The sequence below is a fragment of the Rathayibacter sp. VKM Ac-2835 genome (assembly GCF_013266705.1).
Taxonomy (GTDB): Bacteria; Actinomycetota; Actinomycetes; order Actinomycetales; family Microbacteriaceae; genus Rathayibacter.
Genome location: NZ_JABSNQ010000001.1, coordinates 893846 through 919611, shown reverse-complemented (window position 1 = coordinate 919611; position 25766 = coordinate 893846). Strand labels below are relative to the sequence as shown.

The window sequence follows — 25766 nt, the reverse complement described above, 5'->3', positions numbered from 1 at the left end:
GTCTCGTGCGCGCTAACCCTACTGGCCTCCGGATCGACCTTCGCCGAGGTCGATGTGGCTGGTCGCTCTGTCACTGAGCAGGCCCAAACCGATGACGAACAGGATGCCGGCGCCGTACCCATCGACAGGGTACTGCGTGACGATCGAACGCACCAGGAGCACGATGGCGACCGAGACGATGAGGTCGCCGGCCGCGAGGGTCAGCGCGTCGATACGCCCGCTCGTCTTGCTCACCGAACGATGGTAGTTCGACCTTCGAGGCCTCCGGTTGGTGACCCCTCGCCGTGTAGCAAGCTGTCCACTTACCGGCGGTAAGTCTGCTCGGCCGGTCCGCAGCAAGCTGTCGACTTAGGTCTCCTAAGTCTGGATCGTCTGCGCGGAGCAAGCTATAGACATACCCGGGGTAAGTCAGCTCGGTCCCCTTCGACGTCCGTCGTCGGGTTCGGTTGCACCTGGGCTAAGGGGCCTCGGGGCGGCGGCGTCGGCGGTGATGCGTTGACGGTCATCGAGGTGGTTCGATTGCGTCATGCTTCCCCAGCAGCGCGCAGGACAACGTTGGGTCTACCGCGAGGCCGCGGGCAGGCCAACCACCGAGGTCGAAGTCCTCGCCACGGGTGTCGATCCGCAGAAACCGCGAGTCAAGGTCGCGTTTCAGAATGACGCCCACGAGGGGCGCGTCGAGTGGGTGCCCGCGGGACGCCTCAAGGTCCCGTGGAGCGATCGGGAGCGGTTCATCGAAGAGGAGCGCCGGTGGGATGACGTGCAGGCAGACGGTCGCCCGATCTACGAAGAGCGCGAAGCGGCGTGGACCGTCTTCTTCACCGTCTGCCCCCAATCTGATGGACCTCTACTACAACGGTGCGATGGGTATCGGCGTCATCACCGACGTTGACAGGCTCGCAGCCATAGCCGGCATCAGTGCCGACGAGATCCGGACCAGCGAGGGCAGCTTCGTCGAAGGTGGGCGCACGCACATCCGATGGTTCCTTACCCGCGACATCGCCCGACGCCTCGCGCACCGCCACCCGACAGCCGTTCTCGATCTCGTGCAGCGGGATGACCGGGGCGACGAGTCCAAGTACCTCAAGTGGGCGGAGGACGCTGAGGCGTACTGGCAGCCACTGGAGGAGACAGTCCAGATCTATCGGGACCGCGTTGCTGACCTGAAGAAGGACCGCGAGATCCTGAAACTCTGGACTGGGGAGAGTGAAAACTACGAGCACCAGGCCCACGCGCAGCTCGAAGCGGACTTCCTCCACCTGGCCCAGCTCGCACAGCAGGCCGCCACCTCGCTCCGTTACCAGCGGACCAAGAAGGCAGCCAAGCTCGCTGACGACATCGAACGAGCGATCCGCCGCGAGCGCACTGACTGAGTGGCAGCGATCCCAGAAGGCGCATCTCATGATGTGCTGAACCGTGTGCTGCCGACAGAGCTCGTAGGGGTAGCGGGACGTTGCTCGAGGTTAGATCGACCGAGCGATCAGCCCTAGATCACGCTCCTCCGGGTATCGCGGCGCGTGGTGGTGTCAATGGGAACGAGAGAGTTCGAGTCCCTCCAGGGGCACCAAAGCTTTTTCTTTTCGCGGGTAGCGTCCGGTCCTTCGTCGGGACCTCTCAATCGGCACTTCGGCTGAGTCCGCAGTGCTCGGGCAGCCACGTTCCATCCGGCATGATGAGGCGGCGTCGTGCGCCGGTCGCCCATTGCTGAGGGAAGCTCGTCTATCATCCTTCGCAGAGACAGCGGGTTCCTCGGTCAGTGGTGCGCCGTCCGCCGTCGGCGGAGGTGCGGATGCGCTGGACAGGGCGCGGCGGGAGTCGGCCGGTGTGCGGTGGGCGTCTCGCGTGGCTGCGCTCGCTGATCGTCCCGCTCGCGCTCCTGACATTCGCGGTCTACTCGGTCTACTCGATCTCCCGGGCCGACCAGCTGCTCACGGCGGGGTACGACCTCGGCATCTTCGACCAGGCGGTGCGGGCGTACTCGCAGTTCCGACCGCCGCTCTCGCCGTTGAAAGGCGACGACTTCGACCTGCTCGGTGATCACTTCCATCCGATCCTCGTCGTCCTCGCTCCGCTGTACTGGATCTGGGACGACGCGCGGGTGCTGCTCGTGGCGCAGGCCGCGCTGGTCGCCGGCTCCTCCGTCTTCGTCTGGCGCGTCGCGCGCCGGCGCGTGGGAGTGGGAGCGAGCTGCCTGCTGGCCGTCGGGTATCTCCTCGGCCGGCCGCTGCAATCGCTGGCCGACTTCGACTTCCACGAGGTCGCGTTCGCGGTGCCGGTCCTCGCCTGGGCGGTCGACGCCTTCGACATCAGGAGCGATCGCCAGCTCGTCGCAGCGTCGGCGGTCCTCCTCCTGATCCGGGAGGACATGGGGGCGGTGGTGCTGATCCTCGGACTGCTGCGAGCGGCCAGGAGACCGAGGATCGTCGGGGTGCTGCTGGCGTGCTCGGGGGCAGCGGCGTTCGCGGTCGTCGTCGGGGTGGTGATCCCCTCGATCGGCGGACGCGGGTACGCCTACTGGGACTACGGAGCGCTCGGAGCCGACGGGGGCGAGGTGGCCCGGACGATGCTCGAGCGGCCGTGGATCGCGATCGGGCTCTTCTTCACGCCGATCGTGAAGACGATGACGCTTCTGGGGCTGCTCTCACCCCTCCTCCTGCTTCCGCTGCTCTCGCCGGTGTCGCTGCTCGCGCTGCCGGTCCTGGCCGAGAGATTCCTCTCCGACCGGCCGGCCCTCTGGACGAGCGGATTCCACTACGACGCGCCTGTCTGGGTCGTGCTGGTCCTGGGCGCTGTCGACGGCGGAGGGCGGCTCCTGCGGCGTCTTCCGTCCTCCGTGGGGAGAGCTCGGGTGGCGCTGGTCGTCGGCGCGGTCGTCTGCGCCGTGCCGGTGATCGGGACGATCGTGTGCCACGACGACGAGGCCTTCCCGTTGGCGCGGATGGCGACCGGCGAGGCGTGGACGCGGTCGCCGCATCGGAGAGATCAGGTCGCTGCGGTCGAGAGGGTGCCGGCGAGCGCGTGCGTCGCGGCCGACGACCGGCTCGTGCCGCTGCTGACGCGGAGCAACCGGGTGTCGCTGCCTGGCGTCCTCAGCCGGCCGCCCGACTTCGTCCTCCTGGACCTGACTCAGGAGAATGCGGGGTCGGTGCGCGGACTGGACCTGCGGACGACCGCGATCCGCGACCACGCGCTGGCGGACGGGTATCGCGTCGTCGCGAGGTTCGGCGACGTGGAAGTCCTCGAATCGGCCGAGTACCGCGGGCCGTCCGTCGAGTGCGCACGCTGACCGGACCGGCTCGGTGGCCGGGCTCAGCGCAGCGCCTCGCCGTGGAACTCGGCGCGGTACTCCGAGGGGCTCGTGCCGTTGATGGCGCGGAACTGGCGGGAGAAGTAGAAGGCGTCGGAGTAGCCGACGGCTCGGGCGATGTCGGCGATCGGGGCGTCGGTGGTGATCAGGAGCTCGCGGGCGCGGGCGCTGCGCAGGCGCTTGACGTACTCGACGGCGCTCATGCCGGCGGCCTTCTTGAAGAGGGCGGAGAAGTGCGAGGTGCTCATGCCGGCCAGCGTCGCCAGCTCGGTGATGCTGGTGGGGGAGTCCAGGTGCTCGCGGAGGTGGTCCTGGGCCATGCGGATCCGGTCGCCCGACTCGAGGGTGCCGCGGGCGCGGTCGGAGGCGAGCTGGGCCAGGAGGTTCCAAGCGGCGCCGCTCGCGGCGTAGAGGCTCGAATCGGTCTCGTCGCGCTCGAGGGCGGCGACGGCGTGCTCGATCAGGGCCTTCGCCGAGAAGGCGTCCCGCGCGGTGACGACGGGGGACGTCCGCTCCTCGATGACGGCCGACACCAGGGCAGCGGCGTCGGCTCCAGCGACGTGCAGCCACCAGATCGTCCACGGGTCGTCGAAGTCGGCCCAGTACCGGTGCGGGACGCCCGGGGCGATGATCGCGACCTCGCCGGTGCCGACCGGGGCCGTCGAATCGCCCGTGTCCACCCAGCCCCGGCCGGCGGTGCAGAGGATCACCACGGCCTCCCGCGTGCCCTCGGGGCGGCTGCGGCCGTGAGCGGCAGCGTGCGGGAAGTGTCCAGCATCCGTCACCAGCAGGCGCTCGGTGATCGGGGCCGCGAGCGCCTCGGCGACCCGCGGTTTCGGGAGGACATGCAGGCGCTGGCCGAGGAAGCCGTCGGGGATCAGCATGCCGACGAGTGTAGGTCAGAGCAGAGAATCGTCCAGCTAATGGCGTCCAACGCTTCATTGGTCGGCGCTGGGTGCGTGCCTAGGCTGGCGCCATGCTCACAGCGGAGTACCCCTCGTCCCCCTACCAGCCGGTGCCGCTCGCGGACCACCTCCCCGAGCGCCTCACCATCACCCTCTGGGACTTCTCCTGGTACGTCCGCACCGGACCGGGCGAGCCCTTCGAGGATCTCGACGCGGCCTTCGCCGGCGCCGTCGAACGGGGGTACAACACCATCCGGATCTGCGCGATGCCGTTCCTGCTGTTCGAGTCCGGTCTCGATACCCGGGAGCTCCGGCTCGGACCGCTCGGCAGCTCCTACGCGCAGCGGGTGCGCTGGTACGACGTGGCCGAGCCGACCGTCATCGACGGCCGCGCCCACCTGCTCGCGCTGTTCGCGGCGGCGAAGCGGCACGGGGTGTTCGTCATCGTCTCGTCCTGGGAGTACCAGCAGTCCTCCTCCTTCGCGCTCGAGCGGGACTGGTTCGACGCGCTGATGGCGGTACCGCCGGAGGACCGCGCCGAGCGCCTCGCGGACGCCCAGGCCGCTCTCGTCGACTTCCTCGCCGAGCACGACCTCGACGACCGGATCGCGTTCGTCGAGCTGCACAACGAGGTGCAGGCGGGGCACCTCACCGAGGGGCTCGACTACGACCGCGCCGACCTCGATGCGGCGACGCTCGCTCTCACGCCGCGGCTCACCCGCGGCATCGACCGGTTCCACGAGCTGACCGACGGCGTCCCGTGCTCCGTCAACTACGCGCACGTGCCCGTCGGCGGGATGCGCGGGATTCCGTGGAACTCGGACGTGCTCGTCCTGCACCCCTACATCTACGGGGTGCTCAACGAGTTCATCGCCGAGTTCGCGCTCCGCAGCCCGGTCGAGGAGTTCGAGCAGGACCTCGCCGCCGAGGCCTTTCTGCTCGAGGGCGCGCCGCCCATCGCGGAGTGGACGCTCCCGGCGGAGGACCAGTGGAAGCTGACCGCGACGATCGTCGGCAAGGGCGAGATCTACGCGCACGACTGGGGCGACGCCGAGCAGATCGACCGCTGGCTGTACGAGCGCTACGGCGCTCACCACCTCGAGATGCGCTCGACGCTGAAGATCTGGATCGCCGTCGCCGCCGACCACGCCGCCCTGCGCGGGGTGCCGCTCGTCTTCGGCGAGGGTTGGGTCGGCTACACGCCACTCGAGGGCCGCTTCGAGGAGGGGCCGATCGGCGCCGAGTACTGCCGGCTCGCGATGCGCGAGTCGCGGCGGGTCGGCGCCCGGGGATCGATCGTCTGCTCGAACGGCGCACCCCAGCACCCGATGTGGGACGACATCGCCCTGCAGCGCGAGTGCAACGCGATCTTCGCCGCGCCCGCCTAGGCGGACCCGGCGACGGCACCACCGGCACGATCCACGACCAGCACGATTCACGACCAGCACGACGGCACGACCAGCACCGCAGCACGACCGGCCCCGCAGCACAGCACGGCCCCCCGGTTTCACGGAGTCAAGGAGGACACCATGACCACTGATCAGCGATTCCCGAACCTCACCCGACGAGGCTTCCTGTACGGCGCGACCGCGCTCGGCAGCACTGCGCTCCTCACCGGCTGCATGGGCGGCGGCGGGGGCGGCGGCGGAGCGGGCGGCGGCGGCGGGATCGTCCTGCAGTCCTCCCTCTCCGACCCGGCCCCGAAAGCGGCGCTGGAGGCGCTGGTGAAGAACTACTCGAGCGGCTCCGTCACCCTCAACACCGTGGCGATCGAGCAGTTCCGCGCGCAGCTCTCCACCTACCTCACCTCGGGCAACCCGCCGGACGTGCTCACCTGGTACGCCGGCTCGGTGGCCCGCGACTACGCCGCGCAGGACCTGCTGCTCGACCTCTCCGACCTCTGGACCGGCGACGGTGCCGCGGCCGGCTACTCCCCGGCGCTCAAGGACCTCTCGACGGATGCGAGCGGCAAGCAGATCTTCCTGCCGACGAACTACTACTGGTGGGGCGTCTTCTACCGCAAGTCGGCCTTCGAGGAGTGGGGCGTCGAGGTGCCGACCACCTGGGACGAGTTCATGGCCCTCTGCGAGACGCTGCAGGGCCAGGGGCTCGTGCCGCTCTCCAACGGCATCGGCTCGACGCCGTGGATGGCGTCCGGCTGGTTCGACATCCTCAACCTCCGCGTGAACGGCGCGGACTACCACAAGGAGCTCCTGGCCGGGAAGTCGTCGTTCGACTCGACCGAGGTGAAGAACGTGATGAAGTACTACGCCGACATCGTGCCGTTCATGGATCCGAACGCCCCCTCCTACGCCTGGCAGGACGCCGTCACGCCGCTGGTGCAGAAGAAGAACGCGATGTACCTCGTCGGCGCCTTCATCAGCCAGAACATGCCGGAGGGCGAGGGCGACGACCTCGACTTCTTCTCCGTCCCGGTCATCGACGCGAGCATCCCGACCGCGGAGGAGGCGCCGACCGACGGCTACTTCGCCAGCGCGAAGACCAAGGACGCGGACGCGACCAAGGCATTCCTCGCCTACCTCGCGGGGGCCGAGAGCCAGTCCGCCTACATCGAGGCCTCGCAGTCGTCGAACCTGCCGACCTCGCCCGACGTCGACACCTCGGTGTTCTCGCCGCTGGTGCAGAGGGGCGTCGCGCTGCTGGCCGGCACCGAGCAGATCACGCAGTTCTTCAACCGCGACTCCTCCGACGACCTGCAGACCACGGCCGATGCGGCGCTCACCAAGTTCATCGCCCAGCCGGGCGAGGTCGACAGCATCCTGAAGGAGTGGCAGACGGCGGCCGACAAGGTCTTCAACCCGTGACCGGGACGACCAGGGCGGCCGCTGTGGAGCGGCCGCCCGCTCCGGCGCCGGGGACTCCACCGGTGCCGCCGGCCCGCCCGCTGGTCCGCTCGGGGAAGGGGCGCCGGATCACCCGGGTGCCCGCGGTGGTCTGGCTCTTCCTGCTCGTCCCGCTCGCGGTCGAGCTGGCCTGGGTCTTCTGGCCCGCGATCAACTCCTTCTACCTCTCGCTCACCCGGTGGAACGGGATCGGCGAGCCGGAGTTCATCGGCCTCGACAACTTCGTCGACCTCGGCTCCGACCCGATCTTCGCGACCGCGCTGGTCAACAACGTCATCTGGGTGATCGGCTTCGGCGGTCTCTCCGTGGCGATCGGGCTGGCGCTCGCCGTCGCGCTGAACAAGCCGCGGCGCGGCGTCGGGATCTACCGCAGTGCGATCTACCTGCCGATGGTCTTCTCGCTCGCGGTGACCGGCCTCTTCTGGCGGGTGATCTACCAGCCGGACGGCGTGGTCAACAGCTTCCTCGGCGGGATCGGCCTGGGCGACCTCGAGCGGCAGTGGCTCGCGGATCCGACGCTCGCGCTCTACGCGGTGCTGGTCGCCGCGGTCTGGCGGCAGTGCGGCTACATCATGGTGCTCTACCTGGCCGGTCTGAAGGGCGCGGACCCGAGTCTCGAAGAGGCCGCCCAGGTCGACGGCGCCTCGCGGACGCAGCGCTTCTGGCGGATCGTGATGCCGCAGCTGAAGGGCGTGAACGGCGTCGTCTTCGCGGTCACCGTGATCGACTCGCTGCGCACCTTCGACATCGTCTGGGCGATGACCCGCGGCGGGCCGTACAACTCGACGCAGCTGCTCTCGACCTACATGTTCCAGGAGAGCTTCACCGTGCTGAACCTCGGCTACGGCTCGGCGATCGCGGTCGTCATCTTCCTGCTCGCGATCGTCTTCATCATCAGCTACCTCGTGCGCGCCACGAAGGAGGAGGACTGACATGGCCGTCATCGCTCCGGTCGCGCCCGGTCTCGCCGCGCCGACCCTCCCGCGCCGCCGGGTGAAGGGCTCGTGGATCTTCCACGCGATCATGGCGCCGGTCGCGCTGCTCTGGGTGCTGCCGATGCTGTTCGTGCTCTTCGTGGCCGTCCGCAGCTTCGACGACATCACCGGCAACGGGCTCGGCGCCCTGCCGGCGAGCTTCAGCCTCGACGGCTTCGTCACGGTGTTCACGGCCGGGCTGGTCGGCGAGGCGCTGGTGAACAGCCTGATCGTCACGGTCTTCACCGTGTTCCTCTCGCTGCTGCTCGCCTCGTGGGCGGCGTTCGCGCTCAGCCGGTTCCACATCCCGTTCCGCCGGGGGATCCTGCTGCTGATGCTGGCGGGAAACCTGCTGCCGCCGCAGATCCTTCTGATCCCGGTCTCGCGGATCACCGAGAGCCTCGGCATCTACGACACGCTCTTCGCGCTGATCGTGGTGCAGGTCGGCTTCGGGCTGGGCTTCTACACCTTCGTGCTGCACGGCTTCATGCGGTCGATCCCGGCCGAGATCTTCGAGGCGGCGCAGGTCGACGGCGCGGGGGTCCTCCGCACCTACTGGCGGATCCTCCTGCCGCTGTGCCGGCCGTCGCTCGCGGCGCTCGGCGCTCTGGCGACGACCTGGATCTGGAACGACCTGATCTGGGCGGTGACGGTGCTGCGGACCGAGACGAACTTCCCGATCACGGCCGCGCTGCTCAACATCCAGGGCGGCTACGTGAGCCAGTGGAACGTGGTCGCCTCGGGGGCCGTGGTGGCGGCGATCCCGACCGCGATCGTGTTCTTCGCGTTTCAGAAGCAGTTCGTCTCGGGGCTGATGGTGGGCTCGAGCAAGTAGGGGGACGCACGAGGAGAGGGCCGGCTGTTCGCAGCCGGCCCTCGTTCGTGTGCGCGGGGTGCGCGCTGCCCGCCGTCAGTCGCGGTGGAAGAGCAGCAGCGCGGGCAGGCTCGTGGCGAAGTAGTCGGTGGAGCCGTCGTCGAGCGTCGCCTGCGGGGCGTCGAAGCGGGGACGCGCCTCGCCGAGCGTCGACGGCGGCGTCGCCGACTCGAGGCCGAGCGCGGCACGGGCCGCGTCCCAGGCGGCGAGGGTGCGGCCCTCGCCGCCCTCCCAGGGCTGGAAGCGGCGCGACTCGAGGAGCGACAGCGCCTCCTGCGCGCGTCCCGCCTCGATCAGCAGACCGGCGTACTCGACGGTCAGGTCGTCGCGGCAGAGCAGGAGCTCGCGGTCGCCCTCGAGGCGGGCGAGGCGGTCGGCGGCCGAGTGGCCGAGGCGCGCGGCGAGCTGGTCGAGCTCGTACAGCAAACGGGCGTCGCGCGGGGCGAGCTCGCGGGCGCGGAGGTAGTGCGCCCAGGCGGCGTCGTCGTCCGCTTCGTCGTTGTAGGCGGCGAGGCCGGCGTTGCGGTGCGTCACCGCGTCGGCGCCGCCGTCCGCGATCGCGCGGCGCCAGTGCTCGGCGGCCTCATCGCGTCGGCCGGCGTCGTAGAGGAGCAGGCCGAGAAGCGACCGGGCGGTGCTGTCGGCCGGGTCGGCGGCGACCGCGGCGGTCAGCGCGTCGTGTGCGTCGAGGCCGGCGGGGAAGGCGCGGGTGAGATCGAGCGCGCGGGTGTCGACGGGCTCGCCGAGCCGGGCCAGGAGGTAGGCGGCGATCGGCGCGGCGTTGCCCGCTCCGGCGGCGCCGCCGTCACCGTGCGCGACGGCGCCGAGCAGCCGACGGGCCTCGCCGGTCTCGCCGAACGAGGCGAGGTCGAGCGCGACGTCGATGCTCTCGTGCGCGTCGGCCGGATCGGTGCCGGTGAGCGTGCGGGCCAGCTGGTCGAGCGGATCGAGGCGCAGGGTCTCGTGGAGGACCCGCTCGGCCTCGCCGGTGTGGCCGAGCGCGCGCAGGCAGACCGCCTGCAGGGCGCGGGCGCGGAGGTCGTCGGTGTCGAGGCGGAGCGAGGTGGCGAGATCCTCCAGGGCCGCGGCGTGGTCGCCGGCGGCGGCCGAGAGGCGTGCGCTCTCGAAGAGCGCGGCGTGCGCCCACTTCCCGTCCCAGGCGGCCTTGCCGAAGGCGGCGGCGGCCTCGGTCGCGCGGCCGAGGCGGCGCAGGATCAGCCCGCGCAGGTAGAAGGCCTCGGTGTCGGCCGGGTTGCCGTTGCGGGCGGTGAGGCGCCGGATCGCGGCGTCGGCGTGCGCGAGGGCATCGGCGTACTCGCCGCGGCGATAGGCGTGGTCGGCGAGGGCGAGGTGCACGCGGGCGTCGCTGGGATCGCGGCGCAGCGCCTCCTCCCAGTAGGGCAGCGGCGAGCGGGTGGGGTGCCGGTACTGCGCGAGGTGGACACCGACGAGGTAGAGCTCGTCGACCGACGCGGTCTCGGCGGGCGGGAGCGGCTCCGTCGCGACCTCGGGCTCGGTGTCGTCGAACTCCGTCGGCACCTCGTAGGCGAGGACGGTCGAGCCCTGGGCGACGACGGTGACGCCGAGTCCCTCCGGGCCGGTGCGGGTGGTCGGCAGGTCGACGAGCAGCGGCTGCCCGGGCTCGAGGTCGGCGATCCACTCGTGCAGGACGGTGCCGTCGACGCGCAGCGTCACGGTCGCCCCCGGGAAACGGCGCGTCGTCGCGACGCCCAAGCGGATGCTGCCGGCCTCGACGTCGAGGTGGAGGGCCGCGTCGCGGGTCGCCTGGTGCGCCACTCCGATGCCGCTGATCGGGTACCAGTACTGCGAGAAGGTCTTGGTCTCGCCGGGCATCAGCCAGGAGAAGTCGGGCTGGTTGTCGGTGTAGACGCCTGCCATCAGCTCGACGTAGGGGCCGTCGGCGTCGGTCAGCTGCGCGTCCCAAGCGTGGCCGAACGGGGCGTCGCCCCAGGTCCACTGCTTCTTGCCGGGAGCGAAGCGGCGGTCGGCCCAGTGCACGAAGCCGGCGCCGGCGCGGTGGTCGTAGCCGCCGAAGAAGGAGTCGTCGGTGCGGACGACCATGTACGAGGTGGGGACCGGGATGTTGCGGTACCAGTCGATCCGGTCGGCGGGCGGGCCGTCCTGCGTCGATCCGGCGCCGTGCTCGGCCGCGAGGGCCGGGTAGTCGACGCCGTAGTAGGGTCGGTCGGCCGCCGGGAAGGCGGTGATCGCGCGGCGCGCGTGGTCGGCGACGTAGCGGACGTCGCGCGGGAAGAAGGACTGGTAGTCGTCGTGCACTCGCGCCGCGACGTTCGCCCACCACAGGAAGGTGTGCCGCTCGCTGGTGCGGTTGTGCAGGCGCACGTCGAGCTCGACGAGGCTCGAGCCCGGGCGCAGGCGCACGCCGTGCAGGCCCTTCATCCGGCAGAACGGGTCGTGGTCGCTGCACCAGACGACGACCGAGCCGTCATCGGCGCGCTCGAGGCTCCAGGCGGTGGGCAGGTAGGTGCCGGGGCGGTGGTGCTGCGGCCAGTTGAACTCGACGCCGCCGCTGATCCACGGGCCGGCCAGGCCGACGAGCGCCGGCTTGATGACGGTGTTGCGGTAGAAGAAGTCGTAGCCGGTGGTCTTGTCGTAGCCGGAGTAGATCCGGCCGCCGAGCTCGGGCAGGACGACGACCTGGACGAACTCGTTCTCGAGCACGACGACGCGCCACTCCTGGTCGACGGCGTCGGAGGCGATCCGGTCGATGAAGGGCAGCGGATACACCCGCCCGCTCGAGCCCTGGTAGACCCGGCGGTCGAGGAACATCGGCAGCTGCACCGGCTCCTCGGGGGTGTAGGTCGGGAGGGTGATCGTCGTCTCCCACACGGCCGCCGCGCCCCGCGCGAGGAGGTCGGCCGCCGCCGGCGGGGGCGCGATGAGCTGCGAGGCTTCTGCGATGACTGCCATGGGTCGAGGGTAGAGAGCGAGGCGAGGGCGGAGGAATGGGCGATCGGCCGGGTCCCCTGGACGATTCGCGGGCGACACCTCTTCTCGCTGACCGCTCCACCGGGTGTTGCGCGCGCAGGCCTGAACGAACCTGCTCAGCCGGAGTCGATACCCCAGCGGAACTCGGCGCGCTCGCCCGGCTCCATCCAGCGGAGCCCCTCGCCCGAGTTCAGGGCGTCGGGCGGGGCGGTCATCGGCTCGATCGCGATCGCCGGCGGGCGCCGGTCGCGGTCGATGTAGAGCTGCAGGGCGGTGAAGGACGCGTCGGCCCAGAGCGTGGTGCGGCCGTGGCCCGGAGCGCTGAGGTCGGCGCGGACGGTGCCGTCGGGGTCGCGCTCGAGGGCGGTGTAGCTCGCGTGCCAAGGGGCGCTGCGCTGCGGGACTCGCGCGCGGAGGTCGAAGGGCGTGCCCGCGACCGAGCGGCGCTCGCCGGTGGGCAGGTGGCGCTCGTCGAGGACGAGGCGCTCGCGGGCGGGGAGACGGATGCGCGGCTCGTCCGCGTCGCCGGCGCGGAGGTAGGGGTGCACGCCGAGCGCGACCGGGGCGCGGCGGTCCGACTCGTTGACGAGGACGTGCAGGGCGTCGAGCCCGGCCGGGTGCAGCCGGTAGCGGACGCTGGTGGCGAGCACGAACGGGTAGCCGGGCGGGGAGTCGAGGCGGGCGTGCACCGTGACGCTGTCGGCGGTGCGCTCGCCGATGCGGTACCGGGTGGTCGCGAGGAGGCCGTGGTTGGCCGAGTTCGTGGCGGGGTCGGTGATCGCGAGCTGCTGCACGGCGCCGCCGAGGAGCCAGCGGCCGTCGCGGACGCGGTTCGGCCAGGGGACGAGCACCGCCCCGGCTGCTCCGGGCGGCTGGTCGCCCTCGTAGGGCTCGACGAGGGCGCGGCCGCCGACGTCGAGGACGCGGATGCTCGCGGCGACGGGGTTGATCGAGGCGCGGACGCAGCCGTCGGCGCTGACGAGCTCGATGTCGGGCATTCAGACGGCTCCGATCACGGACTCGCCGGTGAGCGCGGGAGGCATGCTCGCGAGTGTACGGGCGGCTTGTTCAGCGGGGTGGCTCCCGGTACGCCGAGCGCCTACGCCTTTCGAGGGTCCGGGACGTGCCCTCCGGTCGGCTCGGTGCGGAGAACCTCCGTCACGCGCACGATCTCGCGCCAGAGCGGCGCAATCACGTGTCCGTGTCAGTCGGCTCGACTTCAATACACGTATGGCGTCCGCGATGAAGATGGACCCCTGACGGATGGAGTCATCGATATGAGGAATTCAACGAAAGCACTGGCGGTCGGCGGTCTCGTGGGCGCTCTGATGCTCGGAGCGACCGGTACCGCGTATGCGGGAACGAAGAACATCGCCTTCAACGAGACTCTTCCCCGCTTCCAGATCGCCGGGTGGACTAACAGCCAAACGAAGGAGATCTCCGACTTCGACGGTCACGTGAACGTGGGGACAGTCGGTGATGACTACTCCGTCGATGTGGAGATGTGCCAGAGCGCGCTTCTCGCGTGCAGCGCGAAGGTGCGCGGCTTGAAGGACAGGAGCGAGGCGAACCTGCACAACCGCTTTCCTGCCGGTGCCGAGGTGAGGCTGCAGCTGCGCATCGGGAAGGGCAATGTCGTGCAGGTTCAGGTCCAGGGGGCCTGGCGCAGCAATTAGGGCCCCGGCTCTTCCGACCAGCGGCGTGGTCCCCCTCGAGGTCGGTTCGTCTCGACTCGGAAGGATGTGATGAGTGATGTCCCCGCGAGAACGCTGCCGAGATCTTGTCGTTCTGGTGCGACGAGAGCTCGTTCGACGGCGGTCACACCTTCCGACGTGCTTCGCGGCGAGCATCATGATCGCGGTCATCGTCGAAGCGATTCTCTCCAACACGCGTTCGGTCTTCCGTGACGACGGTGACGTCCTGATCACGCTCTTCGGCTCACCGGCAGCACTGGTGTTCCCGTTGGTCGTCGCCGTGGCGGGGTCGATGCAGTTGTCCGACGACGTGGCGCACCGAGCTGTCGTCAACGAGCGTTCGCGGCAGTCCTATTCGGCTGTGGTCTCGGCGAAGTTCATCGCCGCGGGGCTTCTCTCCTCGGCTGTCTTCCTCCTCTACGGCTTCCTCGCGACACTCATCGTGTGTGTCGTATGGCCGCTTCTGGGGCATCCGGGAGTCGAGCCCTCCGTGTACATCGACGCCGTCCCGTTCCAGCAGCGCGAGACGTTCGCCAATCTCAGCGGTGGGAACGTCCTGGTGTTCGGGCTGCTGATGTCGCTCTGGTTCGCTTTCGCGGCGGCGGTCTACTCGGTGCTCACGTCGGCGAGTCTGGTCCTCGTCCCGAACAGGGCCGTCGCCCTGCTTCTGCCGTTCGCGTTCTATCTCGGGCTGACCGTCGTGCTGTCCGTGCTCCATGAACCGGCCTTGACGCCGATGTTCTCCGTCTTCCCCGCGGGTCTTGAGCAGTCCCCGTGGTTGATCGCGGCGTCCCCGACCCTCCTCACCGCTCTCCTGGCGGCCGCGCTCTGGGTGTTCGTCGTGCGGCGGCCGAGCGAGAGCAGGCACCTCCTGTGACGGGGCAGAGACTCACCGCGCTGGTCTTCCTCGGTCTCACCGGGGCGTACGCCCTCTACTCGCGCTTCTTCCAGGAGACGGCGACCGGCCGGTCACCGGGGGTCTGGGACGTCCTCCTCGACGTCGCCGCCGATCCCTACTACCTCGGCTTCGTCGTCGTTCCGCTGTGGCTGATCCTGTCGGCGCTGCGGGCGACTCGGACCGCCTCGCCCGGAGCGCTGCTCCGCCACGGGTCGCTCCTCCGAGCCTGGGGCGGGACCCTCGCGGGCCTGGCGACGCTGTGCGCGAAGGCGGCGGCGGGTGCCCTCGCCGTCTGCCTCGTCTGCGGTGCGGGTCTGCAGCCGACGTCGTTCGCGCCTCCGGAGAGCGTCGCCGCCGTCTTTCGAGCACACGGCTTCGCTCCGGTTGCGGCCCTGGTCGCGCAGGTCGGCCTCCTCGGGGCGTCGCTCTGCGCGACGGCCGCTGTCGTCGTGTCCGTCCGCCTGCTCTCGGGCAGGGCCTCCGCCACCTGGGCGTCGGTCGGCGGTCTCTTCCTCTGGGTCGTCCTCTCAGTGCTCGCTCTCGTACCGCCGAGTGCGCCCCTCAGCGCCGCCGCCTTCCTCGACCTGGTGGTCGGCATGGAGAGGACGTCCCTGGTCGGGACGGCGCTGAGGCCGCTGATCGTCCTCCTCGGCGTCGGACTGGTGGTACGGCACGCCGCGCGGGCCTCGAGCCGTGCGGACCGGGTCGCCGTCTCCGTTCTCCTGTCGGTCTCGGCGCTGCTCGTCCTCTTCTCCTTCCTCCAGGCTTCCGCCGGCCGGGACCTCCTCGAGGTGGCAGGTCTCCTGGTGCCGAGTCCGCTCGGATCGATCGCGGAGTCGATGCAGTACCTGCTCGTCTTCCTCCCGTTCCTCCTGGTCGGCATGATCGGCCGGGGATCGCCGACACCTCAGCGCGAGCATCACGAGCTCATCAGAGCGGGGAGTCGGGCGGCCCGGCTGCGGCGCGAGGTCGTCCGGAGCTCGGTCGGTTCGTTCGCGGCGTGGACGGTCGCGGCTGTGCTCGTGCTCGCCGGTGTCCTCTGCGCGACCCGGGAAGTCGTCGCGCCCTCGCCGCAGTGGATCGCGGTGGCGGGTGCCGTCGCCGCGGGAGGCGTGTGCGCGGCCCTGTACGGCGGCGTCGGGGTCGTCCTGCGCTGCTCGATCGCGGGCGTCCAGTCGAGGTTCGTCGCCGTCTGCCTCGTCGCCGTCGCCGTCGTCCTGTCCCGCTCGTTCGCCCCGGACAACCCGTTCCTCCTCGGCGGCCTCGCCGACGGCGGCCCCGGCGGTGATCGGGTCCTCCCGCGGATCGCCGTCCTCGTGGCGTCCCTGCTCGCCCTGTCGCTGCTCGGAAGCGTCGGCTTCCTCGCTCTCACTGCACGAAGAAAGGTCGTGGTCTGGTGGACGTGATCACCCTCGCCGAGGTCGGCAAGAGCTTCGGCCGGAAGGAGATCCTGCGGGACGTGTCCCTCCGGATCGAGGACGGGCGGACCTACGGCCTCGTCGGGCCGAACGGCGCCGGCAAGTCGGTGCTGCTGCTCCTGATGTGCGGCCTGCTGCGACCCTCGGGCGGCACCGTGACGATCGATCCGGCCTACCTCTCCCGGGGTCGGGACTACCCCGATCGATTCGGCGTCTCGATCAACGGCCCGGGCTACCTGGCCGGCAGGAGCGCTCGCCAGAACCTCGCCGACCTGGCCTCGATCCGGAAGCAGGTGGGCGAGGACCGCATCGACGAGGTCCTCGAGCAGGTCGGTCTCTCGCCGACATCGCCGCTGAAGGCCCGGAACTTCTCGCTGGGCATGCTGCAGAAGCTCTCGCTCGCGCAGGCGCTGCTCGAGCACCCCGCTGTCCTCCTCCTCGACGAGCCGTTCAACGCCCTCGACGCGGAATCGGTCGAGCGCCTGCGGGAGATCCTCGTCGCGGAGAAGGCGAAGGGGACGACCATCGTGTTCACCAGTCACCGCGACAGCGACATCGAGATGCTCAGCGACGAGGTGCTGAGGGTCGAGGGCGGCCGGGTGACGGACGGGTGACGACCGTCCGATCGTCGGGCGGCTCGGTGGGCGACGTCCTCTTGGTCTCGGGCGGCCGGATCCGGGCGGCTAGGACCGCAGGATCGCCTCGAGCTCGGCGACGACGAGGTCGGGTCGGGAGAGGAAGGGGTGGTGGCCGGTCGGCAGGTCGATCGAGCGGGTGGCGCGCTCGGCGTGGACGCGCTGGAGGCCGACCGAGGTGCTGCCGTCCTCGGTGCAGACCAGGTACGTGGAGTCGACGCCCTGCCAGCCGGCGACGGAGGTCGGGGTGGTGAAGGCGGCGATCGACTGAGTCGTGACGCGCTCCCAGGCGGCCCGCTGGGTCGTCTCGTCGGCGTCCTGAAGGAAGCGGCGGCCGAACGAGGCGGCGTCGTAGCCGGCGACGCCGAGCGTGCCGTCGTCGTGGGGCGCGATCGAGACGGGGTCCGTCTCCCCGGCCATGATGCCGCCCTGCGTCGAGCCGAGGTCGGGGAGGTAGGAGGAGACGTACACGAGGTGGGCGACGGCGGCGTGCGCGCCGGCCTCGGCGATGACGGTGCCACCGTAGGAGTGGCCGACGACGATCGCCCCGTCGTCCTCGACGTCTTCGAGTGCGACGCGCAGGGCGGCGGCGTCCTCGACCAGCCCGGCGCCGGCGCGGTCCGCCGCCGACTCGCCGCAGGAGGGCAGGGCGACGGCGCGGCTCGCGACACCGGTGCGCTCGAGGAGCAGCTCGGCGGTGCGGTGCCACCACCAGTCGCCGTCGCGGACCAGGGCGCCGTGCACGAAGAGCAGTTGCATGGCAGGAGTCTGCCTCCGATCGCCCGCCGTCGCCTCCCCGGAGGACCCGAGTCCGCTGACAGCGGAGCGCGGGGGCGACCCCTGGTCGGAGCGGGCGCTCTCGGCGTCCGGAGGGCGTTCCACCGGGCTTCGCTCAGGAGGGCCCGCCACTATCGAACCTGTTACCCGACGGAAGGTCCCCTGTGAGCACTCTCAAGCGCATCCTCAGCATGGCGTCGAAGGCGCTCGACTCCAAGAGCTCGTCGAGCTCCTCCTCGCGCCCCGCGACCGGTGGCGGCACGGACTGGCGCGACATGGTCCGCTCGGCCGCGAACGCGGTGACGGGCGACTCCCGATCCGCGTCCTCGAGCACGGCCGCGCCCAGCGCTCCCGCCTCGCGGACGCCCGGCCCCACCCCCGCCTACGGATCGCCGCACCCCTCGGCCCGCCCGCAGGACGCCCGGCCGGCGGCCGCCGTCGCGCCGGAGGACCGCGCGGCGATCGCGCGCTACGACTACCTCCTCCGCACCGCCGACCCCGAGCAGCTGGAGCAGGTGCACCGCGACGCGTTCGCCAAGCTGACGCCGGCGCAGCGTGCCCAGGTCGAGGGGCGCCTGCGCGACGAGCTGCCCGCGAACGAGCAGCCGCGCTCCTCCGCGCCCGACGATCTCGCCCGCGCGGCGACCAGAGGCGAGGCGCACAACCCCGGCTTCCTCAAGAAGATGTTCTCCAAGCCCGGGACCAAGGGTGCGCTGGCCGGTGCCGGAGTGGGCGCCGTCGCCGGCGTCGGCCTCGGTGCCGCGGGAGGACTGCTCGCGGCGGTCGCGGGCGGCGCGGTGCTCAGCAGCGTCGCCGGTCCGCTGCTCGCGCAGGCCGCCGGGATGGGCGTGGACTTCGAGAACCTGGCCGGCGGGCTGGGCGAGTTCGGCGACCTCGGCGAGTTCGGCGACATCACCGGCGGCGCGGGCGAGTTCGTCTCCGGTGCCGGCGAGCACGTGTCGGGGCTCGGCGAGCAGGTGTCGGAGTTCGGCTCGAACTTCGAGATGCCCGACCTCGGCGGACTCGGGAACCTCTTCGACCGCTGAGTCAGCGGGCGCGGCGCCGCACGAGGAGTGCGAGCGCCGTGCCCAGCACTCCCAGGAGCGCGAGCGCGGCGCCGACGATCCCGACGGCGGTGGTCGACCAGTCCGGTGCCGCGTCGACGACGGTGCCGTCGAGCAGCTCCCAGCGGCAGGTGCTGCCGAGCGGCCACCAGGACCAGGAGCCGGCGACGAGCGAGCCCTCCTCGGCGGGCACGCGGCCGACGCTGGCGAGGCAGACGTCGTCGAAGCCCTGCGCGGCGAGGGTCGAGTACTGCAGCGCCACCAGGCCGAGGAGTGCCAGACCGACGACGAGTGCGGTCAGCGCGGCGATCAGCGCCACGCGGCGCGGGGTGAGGAAGCGGCGTCTCGCGGGGGCGGGGATCGGCGCGCTCATCCGTCGATGGTGTCACGCGGCGGCTGGGAGGCGGGTACGTCGTGCAGGTGGCTGTTCGTTCTGCAGGCGATCACGAGGCGAGAGCGCGTTCCGCCGCGTGGAGGTTTCCGGAACGCTCGGATCACCTGCAGATCGAACCGGTGGTGGTCGGGCGGAGGTGGTCGAGTGGGGCTCAGAGCCGGTGGCCCGCGAGCCGCAGGGCGACCGTGAGCAGCAGTGCCGTCGCCGCCAGGCCGACGGCGAGCAGGAAGATCCGCGGGTCGTAGCCGGTGACCGCGAGCGGGAGCAGGGCGCCGAGGACCGTGCCGATCTGCACGACGGCCATGTAGGCGCTCGCCCCGGCGCCGGGTCCGCCGCCGCTGGTCCGCTCGAGCAGGAGCAGGCCGATGCTCTGGTAGCCGGCGGCCGCGACCGCGTAGAGGGCCTGCGAGACGAGCAGCGCCGGATAGGACTGCGTGCTCGAGAGGATCGAGAACGCCAGGACCCCGGCGAGTGCGACGACGGCGAGCGTGAGCACGCTGCCGCGGGCGCTGCTGAGCCGGCTCAGTGCGGGCAGCGCCGCGAGCTCGAGGACCGCGGAGGCGAGGAGCACCGGCGCGACGAGCGCGGCGGGGACACCGGAGGAGACGGCGAAGAGCGGCAGGTAGATCGCCCGGAGCGTGTCGACCGACTTCAGCAGCGCGACCAGCGCCAGCGCAGCGAGGAAGACGAGGGCGAGGCGCGGGCGGGTGGAGCCGTCGCTGCGCGGCCCGTCCGGCGCCGCGAGGCGGGTCGACCGGCAGCCGGTCGCGCAGACCGCGGTCACCACGGCGGCGGCGACGGCGGCGAGCAGCGGATCGAGCCCGGCCTGCGCGAGCAGCGCGTAGAGGACGAGCCCGAGGATGTAGCCCGAGATCAGGACCGCGCGCATCCGGGCGATCGACGCCTCCTGAGTGTCGCCACCCCGCGCGGCGACGCGGCCGAAGAGCTGGGGGACGAGTGTGCTGACGAACAGCATCAGCGCCCCGCCCAGGTAGAGCACGACGACGTGGCCGCCGCTGGCGCGCACGAGCAGCAGCCCCACCGGGACGGCGAGCGAGGTGGCGACCAGGGCGGCCCTCGGGTAGCCGGCCCGGCGGATCCGGGGCACGAGGAGGGTGTTGTACGCGATCGCGATCGCGGCGTTCACGACGAAGAAGACCGCGATCTGCACCTTGGCGAGTCCCGCGGCATCGAGCGCGACGGGCACGCCGACGGCCGTGATGCCGCCGAACACCGCGTTGCTGAGCAGCGCGCCGGCGACCGGCCGGGGGAGGCGGATCGCGAGGGCCGTCGTCGTGCGGTCGTCGCTGGTCACTCGCACTCCTCCGGACGCGCCGGATCCCCTCGACGCGGCAGCAGCATCGGGTCTGCAGGCGTGCTCGGGGATCCTCCGGTCGGCGGGTGCCGGCCCTCGGCTCGGGAGGAGACGCTAGCCGTGACGGCGCACTGCTCGGAGGCCGCTGGCGCGGGGGACGCGGTCGCCGCGTGCCTCAAGGCGCACCGCCGTGGCGCCGGGCACGTCGGAACGGCGACTGCGAGGATCCTCAGGGGTTCGGCGACGTACCCTCGGACGCATGGGGTTTCTGTTCTCGCTGCTGACCGTCGTGCTGATGGTGCTGGCGCTCGTGGATGTCGTGCGTCAGCCGGACAACGTGGTCCGCAATCTGCCCAAGATCGTCTGGATCCTGCTGATCGTCTTCATCCCGCTGATCGGCGTGACGATCTGGTTCCTGCTCGGGCACGACTGGAGGAAGGGCGAGGGCGCCTCGTTCGTCCCGAGCGGGCGCACGAAGCGGCCGCGCCGCTCGAAGACGCCGCCCCCGCCGACGACGGTGGTGCGGCCGCCGACGAAGAGCACCGAGGAGCAGCTCGCCGACCTCGAGCGCGAGGAGGCGCACTACGCGCGGCTCGCCGAGGAGCAGCGCCGGCTCCGCGAGGGCGAGCGGCCGCAGGACGCCTGAGGCGTCGCGCGGCCGCTCCGGGCGCTAGCCCGCGGCTCCGAAGTTCGACGCCGTCCACTGCACCGAGGCGATCTTGGCCTGGCCCGCGATGCTGGGGTGGAAGTAGTCGGTGGTGCCGATCAGCGCCTTCGTGACGGGAGTCGCGGTGAGCGCGCCGCCGTCGTAGTCGCAGAGGGTTCCGGCCGCCGTGCAGGCCTTCTGCAGTGCGGTGTTGTACTGCGTCGTCCGGGTCTTCGCGGCGGTGGCCGAGGCCGAGGCGGCGGTGGTGCTGAGGCGGCCGCCGGTCGCGCTGACGCCGCGGGTGGTGCGGCAGAGGTTGCCCGAGGCCCAGACGACCGAGCCGAAGCCGCCCTTGACGACCGCCCACTCGGCGGCGACGTTCGGCATCGAGGAGAGGACGATCTTGGCGGCGGGCCAGGTGCTGCGGATCTTCGTGATCGCGGCGCTCGCTCCGGTGCTGAAGGCGGCGGCCGTGGTCATCGTGTAGCCGTCGGCGGCGACCGGGTTCTTCGCGGAGCAGAGGTCGTTGCCGCCGATCAGCAGGGTGACGACGTCGGGGCGGACACCGGCGGCGACGGCGGCGTCGATCCGGGCGGGGACGCCGGCGACGAGGTCGCCGGTCTGCGCGAAGTTGGCGGTGGTCACCGTGGTGCCGGGGTTGGCGGTGCGCAGGCGGCTCGCGAAGGAATTGACGGTCGTGTTCGTGCCGGTCGACCAGTTGTTGCGCGGGCAGTCGGCGAACTGGCCGCAGGTGCCGTAGGCCTGGGTGATCGAGTCACCGAGGCTGAGCACCGACAGGGTGGGGGTCGCGGCGGAGGCGGCGCCCGCGGGCACCACCGCCGCAGCGAGGGCGAGCACGGCGCCGACGGCGAGCGCGCGCACGCGGCGGCTCCCGGGACGGCGCGGGCGGAGGGAGGTGGGGAGGCGCATGAGGGGGAACCGCTCTCGGTCGGGGGACAGCGGTGGGGGCCGCCGATCCTGACGTTAGGCCTGCGGGGTCTCCGGCGGTCCTGCGCGCGTGGCCCCAGAACGGGGCCCGATACGTCCGGCTCGATTCACTCGCGTCGGGCGCCGGAGGCCTGCAGGCGGCTGAGCGCCCAGACCACGGCGCCCGAGAGGACGAAGACGGCGGCGACGACCAGGACGTAGACCGCGACCCGGTCGTAGCCGATGCTGGGGCTCAGGAAGGGGTACGGCACCCAGCCGTCGGTCGCACCGCGGATCAGCACCACGACCAGCCAGACGATCGGGTAGATCGTGACGACCCAGAGGCGGCGCCAGGGCAGCGGCGGCCGGTCGGTGAAGAAGATCCAGTCGAGGAGGCCGTAGACCGGGAAGAGCAGGTGCATCACGGTATTGGCCCAGGGCAGCGTCACTCCGCCCGCGAGGCCGACGAGCAGCGTGTTGTAGACGAGGCCGACGACGATGATGTAGCTCGTCGTCGCCCCGCGGACCAGTGCCATGGTCCCGCTCTGCGCCCGGCCGGCGAGGGACAGCGCGGCGGTGATCAGGAGGACCGCGGCCATCAGCAGGTTGCCCTGGATCGTGAAGTAGCCGAAGAAGTTCACGGGGATCAGCGGCGTGCGCGAGGCGGAGTCGATCGCGGTGGCGGTGACCGCGGCGAGCACCGTGAGGGCGACCGCGATGCGCAGGACGGCGAGGAGGATCCGCAGCGCGCGGGTCCCTCGTGCGGGGGAGATCGGCGTCATCGCACGAGCGTAGCGAGCCGGCGGGAGGGGCGCGCCCGGCGGGTAGCCTGACCTGATGCTCACGATCGGTGTCGACCTCGCCGCGGAGCCCGTGCGGACGGCGGTCGCCGCGCTGGAGTGGAGCGGCGGCGAGGCGGTCGTCCGCTCGCTGGTGCTCGGCGCCACCGACGAGGACGTGATCGCCGCGTCGCGGGAGGCGACGACGATCGGCATCGACTGCGCGTTCGGCTGGCCGCTGGAGTTCGCGGCGTTCGTGTCCGCGCACACCCGCCGGGAGATCGCGCCGCGGACGCTCGCCGGGCGCGACTGGCGGCGGCGGCTCGCCTACCGGGAGACCGACCGCGCCGCGCGCGAGGTCACGGGGCGCTGGCCGCTGAGCGTGTCGACCGACCGGCTCGGCATGACGGCGATGCGCTGCGCCGAGCTGCTGGACGCCTTCGCGGCGGCGGGCGAGGACGTCGACCGATCCGGCGGCGGCCGGCTGGTCGAGGCCTACCCGGCGGCGGCGCTCCGGCTCTGGGGAGTCGACACCACGGGCTACAAGACGCGGCCCGAGGCGGTGGCGCTCGCCGTCGAGGCGCTGCGCCGGGCGGCGCCGTGGCTCGTGCTGCCGGTCGGCGCGGCGGCGCTGATGGCGCGCTCGGACGACGCCTTCGACGCGGTGATCGCGGCGCTGAACGCCCGCGCGCACGCCCTCGGGCGGACGGTGCCGGTTCCGGAGGAGCTCCGGGAGTCTGCGCTGGCCGAGGGCTGGATCGCGCTGCCGACGTGCGGGCTGGACGAGCTCGCCGGCTGAGGCGTCAGGCGGACAGCTTGCGGTCGGCGGCCGAGGTGATCGCCTCGGCGGCGCGCTCGGCCTCCTCGACGGTGGCGAAGGGGCCGGTGAAGGCCCCGGTCAGGACGGCTCGTCCGGGTTCGATCTCGAGTCGGAAGCGGGGCAGCTCCGCCCCGGGAACGACGACGATCCGGACTCCGTTGCGACTCCATCGTGCGGGCTGAAGAATGGGGATCTGGGTCATTGGTGCTCTTTCGCGTGCATCGTGCTCGGAAGGCTTCCGCCTCGACCGTGCGTCCTCACGCTAGGTCCGCGGGCGCCCTTCCCGAACGGGGTTGACCTCCCAGGTGCGCGGAGGTAGTCACCGACGGGACACCGTGTCCTGCCTCTCGGCAGCGAGGGCGGACTCGAGCTCGGCGTCGAGGGAGGAGTCCTCGTCCGGCTCGTCGCGACGGGGGAGCGGGTCCGTGAGACCGCGCTGCACGCGGAACCGGTGACCGAGCACGATCCCCAGGAGCGCGACCAGGAAGACGGCCAGACCGGTTCCCGCGATCGGGATCGCGACCGTGCCGAGCGCGCCCGGGACGGCGTCGCCCTCGTCGGTGACGGTGAGGGTGACGCGGATCGACTCCGGGACGCCCTGGGCGTCCTGCTCCCGCGCGATCCGGTCGAGGAGGGCCGTGGTGGCGGTGCGGGAGAGCTCGACGGCGCGAGCGGGATCGAACGAGGTTCCGATCACCGAGAGGAACGGCAGGGTGAAGCGGCCGCCGTTCGACTCGTCGCCGCGCGGCTGGGTGGTGCGGCGGACGGCGCCGACGCAGTCGCCCTCCTCGAGCGGACCGGCCTGCTCGGCGACGGCGGCGCGCACCTCCTCGCCGCTGGCGAGGTAGGCGTAGATCACCGCGGTGCTGCTGAGGTCGCTGAACTGGTCGTCCTCGACGCCGGGCACGCGCTCGACTCCCGGGATCTGCGCGGCGTAGGGGTTCTTCGGGCCGCCACCGAGCAGCACGGTCACGGCGGCGCTGTGCTCGCGGTCGCCGCGGAGGGTGAGCCCCTCGTCGGTGACGGTGAAGTGCACGGCGGTCGCGACGATCACGGCGAGGGCGGCGCTCGCGACGACGAGGAGCTTGCAGCGCCAGAGGACGAGGAGGTAGGTCGGCATTTCCACTGTTTCAGGGTGACCGTCGGGACCTTTCGCCAGCCTGAACAGCCTCGATGTCCTGCGGTCAGCCGGGAGCCGGCAGGCGGATCTCGAGCCGTGCGCCGCCGAGCGGGGAGTCGAGCAGGCGGGCGCTGCCGCCGCCGGCCCGCGCCGCCTCGGCGACGATCGCGAGGCCGAGCCCGGAGCCGCCGGTGTCGCGGGCGCGGGCGTCGTCGCGGCGCTCGAAGCGGAGGAAGACCCGCTCGCGGTCCTCGGCCGGCACGCCCGGGCCGTCGTCGTCGACGCGCAGCACCGCGGTGCCGTCCTCCTCGCGCACGGTGAAGGCGACGACGCCCGCCGCGTGCCGCCGGGCGTTCTCGGCGGCGTTGCGCACGGCGCTGTGCAGCAGCGGCTCGTGGCCGTGCACCTGGGCCGGTCCGACGTCCTCGGTGCGCACGTCGACGCCCAGCGCGCGCAGCCGCGCGGCCTCGGCGAGCACGAGGTCGTCGAGGTCGACGTCCTGCTCCGCTCCCTCGTCGCGCTCGTCCACTCGGGCCAGCAGCAGGAGGCTCGCGACGAGGTGCTGCATCCGCTCGCCCTCGTCCTCGACGACGCGGGCGAGGTCGGCGAGCGGGACCGCCTCCGGATGCCGCAGGGCGACCTGGGCGTGCTGCCGGACGGCGGCGACCGGGGAGCGCAGCTCGTGCGAGGCGTTCGAGACGAAGCGGCGCTGGGCGGCCTGCGAGCGCTCGAGGCGGTCGAGCAGTCCGTTCATGGTGCGGGCCAGGCGGGCGAGCTCGTCGCGGCCGGGCGGCTCCTGCACGCGTCGCTCGAGGTCGGCGGCCTCGATCGCCTCGACGTCGGCGCGGATCCGCTCGACCGGCCGGAGCGAGCGGCCGACGACGAACCAGACCAGCGCGCCGACGACCGCGGTGACGAGCGGGACGGCGACCGCGAGCAGCCGGACGGCCGAGCCCGCGGCGTCGTCGGCGCCGGCGAGTGTCCGTGCGACGACGACGGTCTCGCCCGGGTCGCCGCCGAGCTGGAGGCTCTCGGAGCCGACGACGAAGCGGGCGCCGTCGATCGAGGTGATCTGCGGCTCGTCGGAGACCGGCAGCGGCACGGCGTAGACGACGTCGTCGTCCGCGACCGCGACGACCGATCCCTGCCGCTGCAGCTGGATCACGACCTCGTCGGTGTTGAACGGCGGCAGCCGCCCGGCGCTCTCGGTGTCGGTGGCGATCTGGCGGGCCTGCTGATTCGCGGTGAACGCCTCGGCGTCGACGAGGGACTGCTCCAGCAGGGCGGTGAAGGCGACGGACCCTGCGATCAGGACGGCCAGGATCGCGGCGGAGACCAGGGCGGTCAGCCGCACGCGGATGCTCCAGGGCGGGCGGGGAGCCATC

At 71.7% G+C, this 25766-nt stretch carries 26 protein-coding genes; 14 read left to right on the top strand and 12 right to left on the bottom strand.

The features are described 5' to 3' along the window. Positions 1 to 18 precede the first annotated feature (18 nt). Positions 19 to 234, bottom strand: coding sequence for a hypothetical protein (locus HRK28_RS04220; protein WP_173250512.1), 216 nt, complete (start codon positions 232 to 234; stop codon positions 19 to 21). Positions 235 to 526: 292 nt separating this feature from the next. Here HRK28_RS04220 and HRK28_RS04215 point away from each other — a divergent pair, with 292 nt between their 5' ends. The 3 genes from HRK28_RS04215 to HRK28_RS04205 all read left to right on the top strand — a co-directional run bounded on the left by HRK28_RS04215 (position 527) and on the right by HRK28_RS04205 (position 3286). Beyond that, positions 527 to 892: a hypothetical protein gene (locus HRK28_RS04215; protein ID WP_173250511.1), complete on the top strand. Its 366-nt coding sequence runs from the start codon at positions 527 to 529 to the stop codon at positions 890 to 892. Beyond that, positions 840 to 1373 (top strand): hypothetical protein, encoded by a 534-nt coding sequence (locus HRK28_RS04210; protein ID WP_173250510.1) that lies wholly within the window; start codon positions 840 to 842, stop codon positions 1371 to 1373. The genes HRK28_RS04215 and HRK28_RS04210 overlap by 53 nt, the downstream gene beginning before the upstream one ends. Before the next feature lie 449 nt (positions 1374 to 1822). After that, positions 1823 to 3286 (top strand): DUF2079 domain-containing protein, encoded by a 1464-nt coding sequence (locus HRK28_RS04205; RefSeq protein ID WP_173250509.1) that lies wholly within the window; start codon positions 1823 to 1825, stop codon positions 3284 to 3286. A 23-nt stretch (positions 3287 to 3309) separates the two neighbouring features. On the opposite strand, the gene HRK28_RS04200 is transcribed toward HRK28_RS04205, so the two are convergent. Next, complete coding sequence (locus HRK28_RS04200; RefSeq protein ID WP_254304493.1) at positions 3310 to 4191, bottom strand: AraC family transcriptional regulator; 882 nt, start codon at positions 4189 to 4191, stop codon at positions 3310 to 3312. Between the two features lie 92 nt (positions 4192 to 4283). Here HRK28_RS04200 and HRK28_RS04195 point away from each other — a divergent pair, with 92 nt between their 5' ends. The 4 genes from HRK28_RS04195 to HRK28_RS04180 all read left to right on the top strand — a co-directional run bounded on the left by HRK28_RS04195 (position 4284) and on the right by HRK28_RS04180 (position 8885). After that, on the top strand, positions 4284 to 5600 hold the full coding sequence (locus tag HRK28_RS04195) for a cellulase-like family protein (protein ID WP_173250508.1): 1317 nt from the start codon (positions 4284 to 4286) through the stop codon (positions 5598 to 5600). A gap of 141 nt (positions 5601 to 5741) precedes the next feature. Further along, positions 5742 to 7037, top strand: a complete 1296-nt coding sequence (locus HRK28_RS04190) for an ABC transporter substrate-binding protein (protein ID WP_173250507.1) — start codon at positions 5742 to 5744, stop codon at positions 7035 to 7037. Continuing rightward, positions 7034 to 8008, top strand: a complete 975-nt coding sequence (locus HRK28_RS04185; protein ID WP_367948337.1) for a carbohydrate ABC transporter permease — start codon at positions 7034 to 7036, stop codon at positions 8006 to 8008. Before HRK28_RS04190 ends, HRK28_RS04185 begins: the two co-directional genes overlap by 4 nt. 1 nt (position 8009) lies before the next feature. Continuing rightward, entirely contained in the window at positions 8010 to 8885 is an 876-nt protein-coding gene (locus HRK28_RS04180) for a carbohydrate ABC transporter permease (RefSeq protein ID WP_173250506.1), read from the top strand. 75 nt (positions 8886 to 8960) lie between these two features. Here the strand turns inward: HRK28_RS04180 and HRK28_RS04175 are convergent, their stop codons facing one another. Next, the gene (locus HRK28_RS04175) at positions 8961 to 11876 is read right to left on the bottom strand and encodes a DUF5107 domain-containing protein (protein ID WP_173250505.1); all 2916 of its coding nucleotides are present in this window, start codon (positions 11874 to 11876) and stop codon (positions 8961 to 8963) included. Between the two features lie 134 nt (positions 11877 to 12010). Next, positions 12011 to 12892 carry a galactose mutarotase gene (locus HRK28_RS04170; protein ID WP_173250504.1) on the bottom strand — a complete coding sequence of 294 codons (882 nt, stop codon included), beginning with the start codon at positions 12890 to 12892 and terminating at the stop codon, positions 12011 to 12013. Positions 12893 to 13171: 279 nt separating this feature from the next. Here HRK28_RS04170 and HRK28_RS04165 point away from each other — a divergent pair, with 279 nt between their 5' ends. The 4 genes from HRK28_RS04165 to HRK28_RS04150 all read left to right on the top strand — a co-directional run bounded on the left by HRK28_RS04165 (position 13172) and on the right by HRK28_RS04150 (position 16518). Further along, a complete protein-coding gene (locus HRK28_RS04165) occupies positions 13172 to 13570 on the top strand; it encodes a hypothetical protein (RefSeq protein WP_173250503.1) in 399 nt (132 codons plus the stop codon). Positions 13571 to 13745: 175 nt separating this feature from the next. After that, positions 13746 to 14465, top strand: a complete 720-nt coding sequence (locus tag HRK28_RS04160) for a hypothetical protein (RefSeq protein ID WP_173250502.1) — start codon at positions 13746 to 13748, stop codon at positions 14463 to 14465. Further along, entirely contained in the window at positions 14462 to 15892 is a 1431-nt protein-coding gene (locus HRK28_RS04155) for a hypothetical protein (RefSeq protein WP_173250501.1), read from the top strand. The genes HRK28_RS04160 and HRK28_RS04155 overlap by 4 nt, the downstream gene beginning before the upstream one ends. Then, positions 15883 to 16518: an ATP-binding cassette domain-containing protein gene (locus HRK28_RS04150; protein ID WP_160087865.1), complete on the top strand. Its 636-nt coding sequence runs from the start codon at positions 15883 to 15885 to the stop codon at positions 16516 to 16518. The genes HRK28_RS04155 and HRK28_RS04150 overlap by 10 nt, the downstream gene beginning before the upstream one ends. A 69-nt stretch (positions 16519 to 16587) precedes the next feature. Here the strand turns inward: HRK28_RS04150 and HRK28_RS04145 are convergent, their stop codons facing one another. After that, on the bottom strand, positions 16588 to 17298 hold the full coding sequence (locus tag HRK28_RS04145) for an alpha/beta hydrolase (protein ID WP_173250500.1): 711 nt from the start codon (positions 17296 to 17298) through the stop codon (positions 16588 to 16590). Between the two features lie 182 nt (positions 17299 to 17480). Here HRK28_RS04145 and HRK28_RS04140 point away from each other — a divergent pair, with 182 nt between their 5' ends. Next, positions 17481 to 18362 carry a cation-transporting ATPase gene (locus HRK28_RS04140; protein ID WP_173250499.1) on the top strand — a complete coding sequence of 294 codons (882 nt, stop codon included), beginning with the start codon at positions 17481 to 17483 and terminating at the stop codon, positions 18360 to 18362. A gap of 1 nt (position 18363) precedes the next feature. Here the strand turns inward: HRK28_RS04140 and HRK28_RS04135 are convergent, their stop codons facing one another. Together HRK28_RS04135 and HRK28_RS04130 are read right to left on the bottom strand one after the other, a co-directional pair. Beyond that, entirely contained in the window at positions 18364 to 18753 is a 390-nt protein-coding gene (locus HRK28_RS04135) for a hypothetical protein (protein ID WP_173250498.1), read from the bottom strand. Between the two features lie 172 nt (positions 18754 to 18925). Next, positions 18926 to 20089 (bottom strand): hypothetical protein, encoded by a 1164-nt coding sequence (locus tag HRK28_RS04130; protein ID WP_160087889.1) that lies wholly within the window; start codon positions 20087 to 20089, stop codon positions 18926 to 18928. Positions 20090 to 20348: 259 nt separating this feature from the next. On the opposite strand from HRK28_RS04130, the gene HRK28_RS04125 reads away from it, so the two are divergent. Beyond that, positions 20349 to 20735: a PLD nuclease N-terminal domain-containing protein gene (locus tag HRK28_RS04125; protein WP_173250497.1), complete on the top strand. Its 387-nt coding sequence runs from the start codon at positions 20349 to 20351 to the stop codon at positions 20733 to 20735. Between the two features lie 24 nt (positions 20736 to 20759). Here HRK28_RS04125 and HRK28_RS04120 read toward each other — a convergent pair whose 3' ends face one another. Both HRK28_RS04120 and HRK28_RS04115 read right to left on the bottom strand, forming a co-directional pair. Beyond that, positions 20760 to 21665 (bottom strand): GDSL-type esterase/lipase family protein, encoded by a 906-nt coding sequence (locus tag HRK28_RS04120; RefSeq protein ID WP_173250496.1) that lies wholly within the window; start codon positions 21663 to 21665, stop codon positions 20760 to 20762. Between the two features lie 125 nt (positions 21666 to 21790). Next, entirely contained in the window at positions 21791 to 22444 is a 654-nt protein-coding gene (locus HRK28_RS04115; RefSeq protein ID WP_160087895.1) for a Pr6Pr family membrane protein, read from the bottom strand. A 55-nt stretch (positions 22445 to 22499) separates the two neighbouring features. On the opposite strand from HRK28_RS04115, the gene HRK28_RS04110 reads away from it, so the two are divergent. Beyond that, a complete protein-coding gene (locus HRK28_RS04110; RefSeq protein ID WP_160087897.1) occupies positions 22500 to 23240 on the top strand; it encodes a DUF429 domain-containing protein in 741 nt (246 codons plus the stop codon). A gap of 4 nt (positions 23241 to 23244) precedes the next feature. Here the strand turns inward: HRK28_RS04110 and HRK28_RS04105 are convergent, their stop codons facing one another. The 3 genes from HRK28_RS04105 to HRK28_RS04095 all read right to left on the bottom strand — a co-directional run bounded on the left by HRK28_RS04105 (position 23245) and on the right by HRK28_RS04095 (position 25765). After that, a complete protein-coding gene (locus tag HRK28_RS04105) occupies positions 23245 to 23463 on the bottom strand; it encodes a hypothetical protein (protein ID WP_123445207.1) in 219 nt (72 codons plus the stop codon). Positions 23464 to 23580: 117 nt separating this feature from the next. Beyond that, positions 23581 to 24381, bottom strand: coding sequence for a hypothetical protein (locus HRK28_RS04100; RefSeq protein WP_173250495.1), 801 nt, complete (start codon positions 24379 to 24381; stop codon positions 23581 to 23583). A 64-nt stretch (positions 24382 to 24445) separates the two neighbouring features. Beyond that, positions 24446 to 25765 carry a HAMP domain-containing sensor histidine kinase gene (locus HRK28_RS04095; RefSeq protein WP_173250494.1) on the bottom strand — a complete coding sequence of 440 codons (1320 nt, stop codon included), beginning with the start codon at positions 25763 to 25765 and terminating at the stop codon, positions 24446 to 24448. Between the last annotated feature and the right edge of the window lies 1 nt (position 25766).

What these genes read in the sequence shown, in the direction of transcription:
- HRK28_RS04215 (WP_173250511.1), top strand. Translation starts at nt 527, where the DNA reads ATGCTTCCCCAGCAGCGCGCAGGACAACGTTGGGTCTACCGCGAGGCC.
- HRK28_RS04210 (WP_173250510.1), top strand. Translation starts at nt 840, where the DNA reads ATGGACCTCTACTACAACGGTGCGATGGGTATCGGCGTCATCACCGAC.
- HRK28_RS04200 (WP_254304493.1), bottom strand. Translation starts at nt 4,191, where the DNA reads ATGCTGATCCCCGACGGCTTCCTCGGCCAGCGCCTGCATGTCCTCCCG.
- HRK28_RS04195 (WP_173250508.1), top strand. Translation starts at nt 4,284, where the DNA reads ATGCTCACAGCGGAGTACCCCTCGTCCCCCTACCAGCCGGTGCCGCTC.
- HRK28_RS04190 (WP_173250507.1), top strand. Translation starts at nt 5,742, where the DNA reads ATGACCACTGATCAGCGATTCCCGAACCTCACCCGACGAGGCTTCCTG.
- HRK28_RS04180 (WP_173250506.1), top strand. Translation starts at nt 8,010, where the DNA reads ATGGCCGTCATCGCTCCGGTCGCGCCCGGTCTCGCCGCGCCGACCCTC.
- HRK28_RS04175 (WP_173250505.1), bottom strand. Translation starts at nt 11,876, where the DNA reads ATGGCAGTCATCGCAGAAGCCTCGCAGCTCATCGCGCCCCCGCCGGCG.
- HRK28_RS04170 (WP_173250504.1), bottom strand. Translation starts at nt 12,892, where the DNA reads ATGCCCGACATCGAGCTCGTCAGCGCCGACGGCTGCGTCCGCGCCTCG.
- HRK28_RS04165 (WP_173250503.1), top strand. Translation starts at nt 13,172, where the DNA reads ATGAGGAATTCAACGAAAGCACTGGCGGTCGGCGGTCTCGTGGGCGCT.
- HRK28_RS04160 (WP_173250502.1), top strand. Translation starts at nt 13,746, where the DNA reads ATGATCGCGGTCATCGTCGAAGCGATTCTCTCCAACACGCGTTCGGTC.
- HRK28_RS04145 (WP_173250500.1), bottom strand. Translation starts at nt 17,298, where the DNA reads ATGCAACTGCTCTTCGTGCACGGCGCCCTGGTCCGCGACGGCGACTGG.
- HRK28_RS04135 (WP_173250498.1), bottom strand. Translation starts at nt 18,753, where the DNA reads ATGAGCGCGCCGATCCCCGCCCCCGCGAGACGCCGCTTCCTCACCCCG.
- HRK28_RS04125 (WP_173250497.1), top strand. Translation starts at nt 20,349, where the DNA reads ATGGGGTTTCTGTTCTCGCTGCTGACCGTCGTGCTGATGGTGCTGGCG.
- HRK28_RS04120 (WP_173250496.1), bottom strand. Translation starts at nt 21,665, where the DNA reads ATGCGCCTCCCCACCTCCCTCCGCCCGCGCCGTCCCGGGAGCCGCCGC.
- HRK28_RS04115 (WP_160087895.1), bottom strand. Translation starts at nt 22,444, where the DNA reads ATGACGCCGATCTCCCCCGCACGAGGGACCCGCGCGCTGCGGATCCTC.
- HRK28_RS04110 (WP_160087897.1), top strand. Translation starts at nt 22,500, where the DNA reads ATGCTCACGATCGGTGTCGACCTCGCCGCGGAGCCCGTGCGGACGGCG.
- HRK28_RS04105 (WP_123445207.1), bottom strand. Translation starts at nt 23,463, where the DNA reads ATGACCCAGATCCCCATTCTTCAGCCCGCACGATGGAGTCGCAACGGA.
- HRK28_RS04100 (WP_173250495.1), bottom strand. Translation starts at nt 24,381, where the DNA reads ATGCCGACCTACCTCCTCGTCCTCTGGCGCTGCAAGCTCCTCGTCGTC.
- HRK28_RS04095 (WP_173250494.1), bottom strand. Translation starts at nt 25,765, where the DNA reads ATGGCTCCCCGCCCGCCCTGGAGCATCCGCGTGCGGCTGACCGCCCTG.